Genomic DNA, 12,839 nt, shown 5'->3' on the forward strand with positions numbered 1-12,839 from the left:
ATCTAAACTGATTTTGAATCATATTTTTTCAGCCTTGATGGCCTACGTCGAGATACAAAAGAACCAGTTTGAGGGGATCTTTGAAAATGTATATCATTGGCAGAAGAAATTATTTAGACCAATGATCAAAAACTTCATTGATGACTTTATTCTCGATAAAAATCATCTGCTACCACAGAGAGTCTATAAATAACAGTGCGTAAGTCCTAAATTTTATGATTGTATTAAACCCACAATCAAAACTAAATGGATGTCTCCTCATCTAACGTTTCATTATGTGCAACCCTCTGAATATGCAAAAGATCATCAAGATTATGAAGTTCACGATTCATTTATCGTACATGGTTCAAATAGGTATGTAAAAGAAGTTGCAGAAATTTGCGAAACTCATCAAACCTATGAAGCTGATCCTGAAATTGAAAGTAAGTTTTTAGAATTTCGAAAACGAGAACAAAAAGGTTTCCCTGAACAAATATTTTTTGATCTCATGCATATGAGATACAACCCCAAAGCTCATCTCCTTTTTATTAAGATGCATGATAACTAATTTATTTATCACTGGGCACAGCGCAGTCTGTGAAATTTAGATACTCAAGACTTTAGGGCATGTTCTCATCTCACTGAATGAAGCAAATTAGCCTACATTTTGTTTGATAAAACAGCAACTTGGTCGTTAAACATTCCATCTGAAGCATGTAAATAGTCATTTTTTGAGCTATTTTATCACATGAGGACAGCCCCTAAATTGAATGGGTATTTTAATCATTTTACGATCACTAAAAGCAAGACAAATGCTTAAATCCAGTTTAATTTAAGATAACATCGTAAATTAAACTAAAAAAATCGAATCACTTAACGCATCGTCACAAACTCTTCCGCAGAAGTTGGATGAATGGCAACGGTATTATCAAAATCTTTCTTGGTTGCGCCCATTTTCAATGCGACTGCAAAGCCTTGTAATATTTCATCCATACCAAAACCAATTCCATGAATACCGACAATTTTTTCCTGTTCTCCCACACAAACCAGTTTCATTTTAGTAAGCTGTCTATGTTGTGTAACCGCACTAAACATTGCCGTAAATGTTGATTGATATACTTTTACAGCTTGCCTGCCATATTTTTCAATCGCCTGTGCTTCAGTCATTCCAACTGTTCCAATCGGTGGATGGCTAAACACCACGGTCGGAATATTGTCATAATCCAAATATTCATCAAGTTTATGATTAAACAATCGCTCAGACAGTTTTCTGCCTGCCGCCACAGCCACAGGTGTTAATTCCATTTTGCCAGTAATATCACCCACTGCATAGATTCCTACCTGTGATGTATTCTGAAATTGATCAACTTGAATATAACCTCGTTCATCAAGCTGAACATTTGCCTTATCCAGATTCAAACTTGCAGTGTTCGGCTCTCGTCCTATTGCCCAGATTAAACAATCTACTGTATGACTTTCACCATTTTCCAAATGCAACATCACCGAACCATCAGCCTTCTTTGTCACCTTTTTAGGCGTAGCCTGCGTATGTACCTTGATACCATCCGTTTGCATCGCCTCAACTAAAGTTTCACTGATGAACTGCTCAAAACGACGTACAGGCAAATCCTTACGGATAAACAGCCCAACCTGAGAGCCTAAAGCATTCAATACGCCAGCCAACTCAACGGCAATATAACCAGAACCAACCACAGCGACTGTCTTAGGTAAGTCCGATAATTCAAAGAAACCATTCGAATCGATACCATATTCTGCCCCCTCTATCTTGGGTAACGATGGCTGCGTTCCAGTGGCAATCAGAATGTGATCTGCGGTTAATTGCTCATCATTCACCTCAATAGTATGTGAATCAATAAAAGTTGCAGTTCCATGAATGAGATCCACTTGATTATTACTTAGGCTATTTTGATAGGAGTGGTGAATTCGTTCTATATAAGCCTGTCGATTGCGGACTAACTTTTGCCAGTCAAATGAATCCAACCTGCTATCAAAACCATAGTCTGGGCCATATTTGTGAATGGTTTCCGCAACTTGGGCCGCGTACCACATCACCTTTTTAGGGACACAACCTGCATTGACACAGGTTCCGCCAATCTCACCCTTTTCAATTAAGGCACATGTCTTCCCATATATGGCGGCACGATTAACAGATGCTATCCCACCACTTCCACCACCAATCGCAATATAATCATAATGTCTTGTCATCATTGCCTCATAATATCAACTGCATGTGATTTATAGTTTTCTCTTCTATAGATGGCGAATTCAAACATAAGGTGAGACAGTTTTAAAAGCCTTATGATAATCAACAAACTGAGCAAATTTCCTAATGGTGTGAGCCAATCTAACGCTTTTCTAGGACGAGTATTCAGTGACATGGCAACTTGATTTAAATAATGCTGATCTGCCTGATTTAAATCAATCCCTTTAGGTAAATATTGCCTAATTAAACCATTCATATTTTCGCATGTGCCTTTTTGCCAGGGTGAATGTGGGTCACAGAAATATACATCTATGCCTAAATCTTCTTCAAGTATTTTATGTTCTGCCATCTCGCGTCCACGGTCATAGGTCAACGTTTTACGCAGTTCTGCAGGTAAATATTTCAGAGCTTCAGTTAAAGCCTTGCGCACTGATTCTGCCTTTGCATCAGGTAATGTTGCCAAGATACAGAGCCGTGTATTTCGTTCAATAAGTGTTGCTATCGAACTTTTATTGTCTTTACCTTTAATTAAATCAGCATTATTCTAGATAGACGTTAAGTAGATTCAACTTAAAATCTTGTTATAAAGCGAATCTATAAATCATCAAGCTTTTGTGTAATTCGAACGCGGCGATTTTTTAGGTGCTTGGCGAGGATATATAGAATTGCACTTAAAGCGGCAACCAAGAAGATCATCCCCCACAGAACCACATTTACGATTTGTGAAACACGCTCTGCCTGTTGCGCACGTAAATCCAGTGGTTGTGTCAAAGCGGTGATGCTTTTGCCATAAAGTTGCTGCTGCATGACCCATAACTGCTCAGGTTTAAAATCATATTCTTTAAACTGAACTGGGTTATTCTTCTCAGCGAAAATCAATTGATTCACATAGACCTTGGCAGTTTTACGATCAACAGGCTGATGTAATAAAGCCACTTGTGCCAACACATAGGCTTTTTCCGTCGATGAAATGTTTGCCTGCTGTAAATCTTGAGCAATTTGACTTTCAACAATATTATTTTGATAGCTCATCCATTGTTGATACGCCTGCTTGGTTTCATCTTTCCAGTCATATTGCAAATAACTCAAACCTGACCACAGCAGAATAAAGGCAATCACCCATGCTAAAATTCGCTGGGTCCATACCTGAAAGCGATGCTGAAAGAATCTAAGCTTTTTCGCCCAACTGACTAGTAAAAATGCGCCAATAAATGAGACAAATATTTTAAGGAACAGCCAGCCAAACCATGATAATAAATTAAAAAAATAGTCGACTGGTTGTTTAAATGGCACCAATTCTTGAACATGATAAGGCAAATCCAGTGCCTGAACATGCACGGAAAGATCAAAGAAACGATAGATAAACTCTTTTTGCAAAAACAGGGATGCAATGATGACAACCCCGAATGTGCTGGTCAGAAAAAACCAGATCATCAGGTGACGTTGGCGTTTCTTTAAAATATCTAAACGCTGATCAATCGGCTGTACACTCAAATCGTCTATGGGTGACAATGATCTTTCCTCTTAAAATTACTCATTCAGTTTTTTCGGGGGATTCTGCCCGCTATTTTCAAGAACCAAATGATTCAAACTATCCTGTAATGCACGCAAACGTGTGGTTGCTTCAGCACGTTTCTGCATCCCTTCTTTCTGGATTTGAATCACGTCGTTTACTGTTTTAATGAGGGTATTTTGTACATGTTCAAGGGTTTCCACATCAATCACTGAACGTTGATTCGCTTTAGCGGTATCGACTGAGTTCTGATGCAATAGTTCAGCATTACGGCGCAGTAATTCATTGGTAGTATCATCAATGGCCTTTGCCAGTTGTACACTATTCTTCTGCTCCTGCAATGAAATTGCCAAACTAATCTGGTTTTTCCATGCAGGCAAGGTAATGTTTTTAATCGCATAGAACTTATCCACCAACATTAGGTTATTTGACTGGATAATCCGAATCATCGGCAAAGTTTGCATCGCAGATTGCTGTAGAACCTGTAAATCACTGACTCTTTTCTCAAGGTTATTGGCCAGGTGATTCAGGTCATAAATCTGCTGTGTGGTTTGCTGATCCTGTTCTTGCGTACTTAAGCTTGAAATTTGTTGCTGGATGTCCTGCTGTTTCAACTGCCCCGCAGCAATATAAACACCAAGTTGTTTATATTCATCCTGAACAGCATCAAACATCTTGTCGAGTGTTCCCACCCGCGCCTTAAGACCCGATTGCGAGCTTTCAATCTCTTTCACCAAAACATCAATCTGCTCTTTGGTGGTATTAAAATGCTGGTCAAAACTTTGCTTGGCATTCTTAAACCTGCTCAACAAACCACCAAAAAAGCCTGAGCTTTTTGACTTGTTTAAAATACTGGAAGTATTAAGTTGCTGCGCGACCTGAACCACTTCATTGAGCTTTTGGCCTGTTGTATCAAGGTCTTTGTTTTGAACCAAACCCAACAACTCATCTGTATAGGTTGATGTTTTATTGGCAATGTTTTTACCGTATTCGGCCACCACAGTGGTACTGATGTCTGCAAGTTCTTTATGCGCATCCATAACCTCGGCAAAGTCCTGTGGCTGCAAGCCTAACTCTTTTAGATTAAGTTGTTCAAAACGCTGCTCCTGCCTAATTGCAAGTTCGCTGGATGATTTTATAAGTTCTGAATCTGACATGATATTCCCCTCTTATTTCTGTAATGATTTTTTCAGATTTTGGATTAAATCTTCTCGGCTTTTGTCCAACTGCTCAATGGTCTTTGATGAATTGGACTCACGACTTTGCTCTAGATGATAACGCCATGCTGGAATCAACACCTGCTGCGCCTCTTTAAAACGGTCTAAAAGGCTAAAAGATAAATGTTGTGACAATTGCATCTGTTTCATTGCAATGTCATTGCTGGTCTGTAAAGTTTGTAATGTATTGATCTTTTTAGATAGACGCTCAACGAAATGATCAAGTACCTGCTGTTTACTAAACTGGGGATATTCTTTTAAAAACTCATCAGCAGCCTGTATATACGCCGCCATCTGTTCCCTTAAACCCAGAACCTGCTGCAAACGTGACTGCGATTTCTGAATCTCAACCTGTAGCTTTTGGCTTAAGTGGTTTGCCTCACTGATTAAACGATCCAGGTCTTTGACATATTTGACCTGTCCAGCATCATATTCAACATCAATCCCCAGCCATTTTTGCAGTGCATTAAATTTTCGCCCGCCCACATAATTTTTTGAGCGTGACAGTTGCTGAACAATCTGGGTAATCACTTCACTGAGCTGCTGGTTTAACTTCGGATCGACACCATTCAACAGGACACTTTGCGCCTGCACCAAATGATCTGCATAATGATTTAAACGATGGGGATCAGTGATTAAAGGCAATAAATCATTACGTTTAATCGCCAGAATATGTTCTTGATTCAGTTCAAGTTGCGATAAAGGGGTTAAGTCGAGCGGTATAGTCATAGAAGTAAAAAATAGTAAGAACAAATAAATTTGATCGCTATTAGTTGTAGCATGTTCTTACTATTTCGCATACTTAAATGTTGTTATGATTTTTAAGCATTTCACTTTATCATTTTTAAAAACTTATGATTTTTGCGGAAGTGCATAGGTCCCAATCACATGCGCCACTGGTTCCTCATCACCTACAGAATATAACCATACTTCCCCTGTCACCAAGGTTCTGCCAACTTTAATCAACTTACAGACTGCCCTGATATCCCGTGTTCCATCTGGCTTGCGAAAGAAATTGATATTCATGTTGGTAGTGACCGCCATTTTAATCAATCCCAAATGTCCAATAATTGCCACATACAGGACAAAGTCTGCCACCAGCATCAGGGTTGGCCCAGACACAGTCTGACCAGGACGCAGGTCATCCTGATCTACCCGATACAACAATTGCGCACCTTTAGGGGTAATCTCTTCAATCGTGTTCTTTCTAAGTGCCTGTGAAAATTCCTGAGCCAGAAACTCAATGATTTCCTGTTTATTCGCTGCCATATCTCTCAAAACCTATAATGCTACAACCTATCATCCATTTCAGCATTTATACTCAAGGAACAGAAAGCAACCTACTTCTCCTGAACAAAAACAAGGATCATCAATTTTTAATCTGCTTTTGCTGAAAGCTCATTCAACACTTGCCAATAAGTGGGTGGTTCAGCAACATGACCACGCTCACGTAACATCTGGTGCATTCTTGGCAACTTAAAATAAGGCACTGCCGCCATCAAATGGTGCTCTTTATGATAGTTGACATGAATCGGCGCAACTAAAGCCCTTGCGATATAACCTGCTTTAGTCGTGCGAGTATTGGTCAAGGCACTATTGCTGGTTTCCATTCCTGCATGTTCCGCCATGGAACGAACACGTAGCAACAGTGGAAACGGCGTTACATAGGCCAACACCCAAAGCGCATAGAGTTTGGGATGTCCTGCTGCCCAAAGTGCCGAAAATATAGCGGTATTGGTGGCAATGGCCCCACCGCTATTTTTTATAAATGCCTTTGGATAATCAGACCAGTGCCGTCCCTCTTGAGAAATCCAGCGACGGTCATTGGAAACCGTCCATTCCATTTTCTCAACGTCCATCAACACACGCCCAAGCGCGAATTTAAAACCAGTCACCCCCGATAAATCACGCATGAATTTACGCATTACTGATTTTTTAGAGGTCGGAAAACCTGTAACAAGTGATAAATCTGGATCATCTACCGTTGATGTTTTACTGTGATGGCGGAGATGATGCTTACGGTATTTATGCAGGTCATTCCAGACTGGACGGGCACATAACCAGTCGGTTAAGGTATCGTTGAGCCATTTGGTTTTAAACAGACTTTGATGTGAAGCATCATGCGTAAGGATAGCCAGCGCCAATTGACGGCCAGCCAGAATAACCAAGGCTACAATACATATGAGCAACCTGCCCCAGTTTGGCAAATATTCCCAAAAGCCAGCAACAGTGGCAAAGGTTCCACCAATCACCACCCAGGTTGATAAAACAGCCCAGCTACCATGCAGATCCGATTTGGCAGTCAATTCCGTGATTTCTTCCCGTGTGAACAAATCACTAATAGCCGTACGTGTGTTCATATCCTATCCTGCAATTTTTGTATTTTTATAAAACCACATAACTATTCACTTTATTCTAAATTAAGTAATATTTCTGTCAATAAATTAAAATTAAATTTTTAGTAATATTTGTAATTGGTATTTACACGACACTCAGTTCATAAAACTTGCGCCACAGTTCCAAACCTGTCTGATCCAGTTGTTGCACACTCAGGGCGAATTGTTCCCTAAGCTGCACATCAACAAAATCCTCAGGTAATAAAGGATCGTTCATGAGCAGAGAAATTGTCTGGCGACCTAATAATAACGATTCCCGCGCGGCATCCTCCAATGAGATTCGGTCAACCGTAGCCAACCATTTCTGAATCATTTGGCTATATTTCTCATAGTTCTGGTTGAGTGTTTGTGTTGACCACAAGCTGGGAATGATTGCCAAAGTCGTTTCATCAAAATGACTAATCTGGCAAATCTTGGCGGTCATTTCCAAACCTGAAGCTTTCAACTCGGAAAAAAGATGATCAAATGTAATCGCCAAATTATCGGGACGAATATAAATCCCCTGTTCCAACTCCTTAAAGCCAAAGCGTTTTAATGCCCGTTCACGACGGTTCAGTGCAGTACGGTCAACTCGCCCCAGTTCACCTGTAAAAACCGCAAGATATTGATGCGTCCATTTCTTGGTCTGCTTAATCCCGTTCTTACGGTTCAGCATCACATTGGCCCATTCATGCGACTGGACCGTGAACTGATAGATACCGCGCTCAATCGCCTCGATCACGCCATCACCCGATAGACGGGTTACGGCAACACGGATACTGTTTTCACTAATCTCAAAAAGCTTGGCAGCAATAATAATTTGTTTAATTGAGATCTCTCGACCTTGTAGCCCTAAAAGTAGATCAATAATCAAGTCTCGGGCGTTCATTTTAGCTATTGTCATCTTATGCTAGAACCAGTTTTAAGATATGAAATATTGGAAAAATAAAGAATGGAAATTTTACCCGAATCCGCCTCTTTTAACATCTCTGTAAAAGAGACGGGTTTCAATTTTAAAGGAAAATGAATAATAAAATCACGCCAAGCACGATACGGTACCAAGCAAATACACGTAAGGTATGACGCTCAACAAATTTCACCAAGGCACTCACTACCAGTAATGCGGCAATAAAGGCAGCAACAAATCCCACCGCAATATTCAGCATATTGTCCTGTGTCAGTACATCGGCATTACGAATAAGGTCAAAGGTTGCCGCACCCAGCATGGTTGGCATGGCCAGAAAGAAAGAAAACTCCGTCGCAGCTTTACGTGATAGGCCTGAAAACATTCCTCCCACAATAGTGGCACCTGAACGTGATGTTCCTGGAATCATCGCCACACACTGCGCGCACCCCACAAGAAAAGCCTGTTTATAGGTGATCCTGGTTGCCTCTGTGGTCTTATGCTCAAACTTGATTGATTCCACCCAGAAAATGATGAGGCCACCGACAATCAAGGCAACTGCCACCACAAGTGGACTAAATAGGACGCTTTTAATAAAATCGACCGCAAAAATACCAATCACGACAGCAGGAAAAAATGCAATCAGAACACTAAAAGCAAAGTGTCGTGCTTCTGAATCACCACTAAAAAAACCTTTTAGTAGATCAATAATTTTTTGGCGGTATAACCAGCAGACTGCCAGAATTGCCCCAAGTTGGATCACGACTTCAAAGACACGGCCATCGTCTGAATGGAAGTCAATCATATGACCAAATAAAATCAGGTGCCCTGTACTTGAAATGGGCAAGAACTCTGTCAGCCCCTCAATAAACCCTAAAAACAACGCCTTTAAAATTTCAATGTGTTCCATAACTTACTCGAAAGCCCCCATCTAAAATTCAATAAAAAAATTAACGGCAAGCTTACCCTGAAATAGGTATTTTTTATGTTATTGTCACGTAACGTTTTTAAAAATATGGGGGCTTTTGAAATTCTAACCTAACATGCTGTTAGATATAAAAATTTGGGAAGTTATCTTAAATAATCATCAAGCTATTTTTCTTCTGCATTTGCTCAACCACCTCACGGGTATCAAAGCCCAAACGCCAATACAGTAGCTCTAAAACATCCAGTTCATCTTGAGTAATGATTCGGTCACTCCATAGGCAGCGTTCTGCAATTGCTAAAATATTGAGGCGATCACGCAATAACAAACCTGAAACATCATTCAGGATTTCAGCCAGATCCAGTGGTTCATCCGAAATATCAGCATAGGTTTGCAACTCTTCCTGCGTAAGAAGCTCCTGCAAAATCCGTTCACGGACCTCAAGCTGATTTGGACTGTTAATTTGCTGTACATGCAGCAATGCATCAATCAAATGCACAATTTGCGATTTCAGATCCTCAAACGCTGTGGGCAAATGTGCTGGCATCAGGTTCAACTCATATTTTACCCGCTCCAGCAATAGTGCATCCAGTAAGCCAACCTCACCATCCGCCTGAATAATACAGGCCAGTTTGGTGAGAAACTGACGTGCAATACTGGTGGGCATATGACCAATGTTCTTGCAGGCATCATGGAAAATCTGCACATGAATCCGCCCATCCAGATTTAACAATACATCCACAATCGCATGACTCACCGCCGCATCCTGTGGAATAAACTCACGGTACTGGCGGATCATCAAAATCGCCACCATCACCTCTCTTGAACCCGTCGCGGTCTGCATGGCACGCTGAATCAGTTCTGGGCGTTTTTTATTTTTCCGCATCTCGGGGTTGAGTGGCTTGATCGCATCATTCAAGGCAAAGCTAATCGGTGATAAGCGTAGCAAAGGCAAAGGTTGTGGGGAACTCCATGCCATAGTGATATCAGTAGCTTCCTCTTCTAAAGAACGAAATAGGCTAAATAAAGGTCGATTGCGTATTTTTCTTAAATTTTCTAATTGCAAATCCTGTAATAAACTTGGATTTAACTCATAAATTCGATCTTTAATACCTGGATGAATATTCAGCCAGCTTTGCGGACTCAGTGAGTTGGCAAAGCACATATGCGAAATTGACTCAGAGTATGCGCTGTGAATTTGGGAACCTGAATGATGCACATAAATTCGTAGCAAGGTTTGAATATTGGCGTTGTTATTCATCAAACGCATGGTTTTCAGGTCATTGCGAAAGGTTCGGCCACTTAAGGTGAGATACTTGATTAAGCGGGTGATCAGGATACCCAAGCTTCCAATCAGCCAAATTACCCCGCCAATCGCCACAAAAATGGTCTCAAATTTATTACGGTATGAGGTTGCATAGGGATTGTAACCTGCCTGTGCGAGCTTGCTTCCCCATTGGCTAAATGTGGTCAAACCACTATATAGAATTTTAAGTTTGGTATTCTCAACTGCTTCACCTGATAGAATCTGGTTAAACTCATAACTCAACAAACCATAAAGCTCAAGTTCATCCAAATTCTGCAATGCCCCCCAGGTCAAGATAATCACGATATCCTGCGACCTGAAACCAGCGGTTAATGCATTTACCCCCACCTCATCAGGCAATACATACACTGCGGGGGTATCAATCGCAAAGCTGCGTGCAACCTGTTCCACCACTTTTAAAGCAGTACTTTCTTCAGGCGTACTTTCATCAAACACCAGGCGGCGTGCTTTTAGTTGTTTTGCCAGGGAATGTCCGCCCTCACGCAGTACATACAGTTCAGTACTGACAGACCAAATCAGGATAAAGAATAATAGGCAGATAAAATAAGGACTTAAAACATGCCACCAAACTGGCTGGGTATAGTCAAAGAAATGTACCACCAAACCCAAAATTAAATTGAGAATAAAGAGAGTCAATGCCATGGCAAGCAGACAAAAGCTGACTGACCATGCAATATTCTTATTTTCAATTAAATAATGGCTCATTTCTTTCAATGTAAATTTTCCTTATTACATTGTTTCTGTCAGAGGCTCCAGCGCCTCCAGTATCATAAAATAAAAAAGCGGGAAATTCCCGCTTTTCTAGAGATTAAAATGCTTACTCTTCCTTAATCCCTGTTAAGTCCACTGAAGCGGCATCAATATTTACATCAATGTAGCCATCGGCTTTCTTTTTTGCTGTGTCATTACGTTTTTGCTCAAGTTCAGCAAGGTATTCCTTGTCAATACCACCCGCCACATAAACACCATCAAAAACAGAGCAGTCAAACTCTCTTAAATCAGGCACCTTGCTGGTACGAACTGCATTTTTCAAATCTTCCAGGTCCTGAAATATCAAACGGTCTGCACCAATAATTTCGCGGATTTCCTCAACGGTACGCTCAGACGCAATCAGTTCAGACTTTGCTGGCATATCAATGCCATAGACATTGGGATATTTCACCATCGGTGCGGCGGAGGCAAAAAATACTTTTTTTGCCCCTGAATCACGCGCCATCTGAATGATTTCATTACAGGTTGTACCGCGTACAATCGAATCATCCACCAATAGAACGTTTTTGTCCTTGAACTCAAGTTCCACAGGATTCAGTTTCTGACGAACTGATTTTTTACGCTGCTGTTGACCAGGCATAATAAAGGTACGTCCGATATAACGGTTTTTCATAAACCCTTCACGGAACTTCACACCCAGAATATTCGCCAACTCCAAGGCAGAGGTACGGCTGGTATCAGGAATTGGAATCACAACATCAATATCGTGTTGCTCACCCCATTCTTTCAGGATTTTATGGGCTAGTTTTTCACCCATTTTCAAGCGCGCTTTATATACCGAGATTCCATCAATTGTGGCATCTGGACGGGCAAAATAAACATATTCAAAAATACACGGGCGGTATTCAGGATCCACTGCGCACTGTTTTGAGAATAACTGGCCTTTGCTGTCAATGAAAATCGCTTCACCTGGCGCAATATCACGCTCAATCTTAAAGCCAAGCGCGGTAATAGCAACTGATTCAGAGGCAATAATATATTCAGTGCCGTGTTCCGTTTCGCGTGAACCATAAATCAATGGGCGAATTCCATTTGGATCGCGGAAACCCACCAGACCATGACCTGTAATCATTGCCACAACCCCATAAGCACCCTTACAGCGTTCATGTACACGGGAAACAGTATGGAAAATATCTGCTGGTGTCGGGTTTAATGTGCCAATTTTCTGTAATTCATGTGCAAACACATTCAACAGAACTTCCGAATCGGAGTCGGTATTCATGTGACGCAAATCTGTCTTAAACAGATCTTCATGAATTTCTTCGGCGTTGGTCAGGTTACCATTGTGTGCAAGGGTAATACCGTATGGAGAGTTCACATAAAATGGCTGTGCCTCCGCACTGCTGGATGAACCCGCGGTTGGGTAACGAACATGCCCAATCCCGTAGTTACCCAGCAATGCACGCATATGGCGGGTATGGAACACATCACGCACCATGCCATTATCCTTGCGGAGAAATAAACGCCCTTGATGACAAGTGACGATTCCCGCTGCATCCTGTCCCCGATGTTGCAACATCGTCAAAGCATCAAATAACATTTGGTTCACTGGCGATTTACCGGCTATCCCAACAACTCCACACATAGCAACCTCGCGACAAGCT

General features: G+C 41.1%; 11 protein-coding genes and 2 pseudogenes. 2 read left to right on the forward strand and 11 right to left on the reverse strand.

Going from position 1 to position 12,839, the window contains the following annotated elements; genetic code table 11:
* A pseudogene (locus F988_RS02110) lies at positions 1-193 on the forward strand (IS701 family transposase); the annotation flags it as partial.
* A gap of 84 nt (positions 194-277) precedes the next feature.
* A complete protein-coding gene (locus tag F988_RS02115; RefSeq protein WP_228127139.1) occupies positions 278-547 on the forward strand; it encodes a hypothetical protein in 270 nt (89 codons plus the stop codon).
* A gap of 305 nt (positions 548-852) precedes the next feature.
* On the opposite strand, the gene gorA is transcribed toward F988_RS02115, so the two are convergent.
* The 11 genes and pseudogenes from gorA to purF all read right to left on the reverse strand — a co-directional run bounded on the left by gorA (position 853) and on the right by purF (position 12,820).
* Positions 853-2,205 (reverse strand): glutathione-disulfide reductase, encoded by a 1,353-nt coding sequence (gene gorA / locus F988_RS02120; protein WP_004680810.1) that lies wholly within the window; start codon positions 2,203-2,205, stop codon positions 853-855.
* A 60-nt stretch (positions 2,206-2,265) separates the two neighbouring features.
* A pseudogene (locus tag F988_RS14140) lies at positions 2,266-2,741 on the reverse strand (IS30 family transposase); the annotation flags it as partial.
* 56 nt (positions 2,742-2,797) lie between these two features.
* A complete protein-coding gene (locus tag F988_RS02130; protein WP_004680812.1) occupies positions 2,798-3,715 on the reverse strand; it encodes a hypothetical protein in 918 nt (305 codons plus the stop codon).
* A gap of 18 nt (positions 3,716-3,733) precedes the next feature.
* Positions 3,734-4,873 (reverse strand): toxic anion resistance protein, encoded by a 1,140-nt coding sequence (locus F988_RS02135; protein ID WP_004680813.1) that lies wholly within the window; start codon positions 4,871-4,873, stop codon positions 3,734-3,736.
* A gap of 12 nt (positions 4,874-4,885) precedes the next feature.
* Positions 4,886-5,662, reverse strand: coding sequence for a hypothetical protein (locus F988_RS02140; RefSeq protein WP_004680814.1), 777 nt, complete (start codon positions 5,660-5,662; stop codon positions 4,886-4,888).
* 123 nt (positions 5,663-5,785) lie between these two features.
* The gene (locus tag F988_RS02145; RefSeq protein ID WP_004680815.1) at positions 5,786-6,202 is read right to left on the reverse strand and encodes a PaaI family thioesterase; all 417 of its coding nucleotides are present in this window, start codon (positions 6,200-6,202) and stop codon (positions 5,786-5,788) included.
* A 107-nt stretch (positions 6,203-6,309) separates the two neighbouring features.
* Entirely contained in the window at positions 6,310-7,293 is a 984-nt protein-coding gene (locus tag F988_RS02150) for a fatty acid desaturase family protein (RefSeq protein ID WP_004680816.1), read from the reverse strand.
* Positions 7,294-7,414: 121 nt separating this feature from the next.
* Positions 7,415-8,212, reverse strand: a complete 798-nt coding sequence (locus F988_RS02155; RefSeq protein ID WP_004677484.1) for a PaaX family transcriptional regulator C-terminal domain-containing protein — start codon at positions 8,210-8,212, stop codon at positions 7,415-7,417.
* A 109-nt stretch (positions 8,213-8,321) separates the two neighbouring features.
* A complete protein-coding gene (locus F988_RS02160) occupies positions 8,322-9,122 on the reverse strand; it encodes an undecaprenyl-diphosphate phosphatase (RefSeq protein WP_004680817.1) in 801 nt (266 codons plus the stop codon).
* A 166-nt stretch (positions 9,123-9,288) separates the two neighbouring features.
* On the reverse strand, positions 9,289-11,178 hold the full coding sequence (locus F988_RS02165; RefSeq protein ID WP_026040049.1) for a M48 family metalloprotease: 1,890 nt from the start codon (positions 11,176-11,178) through the stop codon (positions 9,289-9,291).
* A 103-nt stretch (positions 11,179-11,281) separates the two neighbouring features.
* Positions 11,282-12,820, reverse strand: coding sequence for an amidophosphoribosyltransferase (gene purF / locus F988_RS02170; protein WP_004680819.1), 1,539 nt, complete (start codon positions 12,818-12,820; stop codon positions 11,282-11,284).
* Positions 12,821-12,839 lie beyond the last annotated feature (19 nt).

Source organism: Acinetobacter parvus DSM 16617 = CIP 108168, assembly GCF_000368025.1.
Taxonomy (GTDB): Bacteria; Pseudomonadota; Gammaproteobacteria; order Pseudomonadales; family Moraxellaceae; genus Acinetobacter; species Acinetobacter parvus.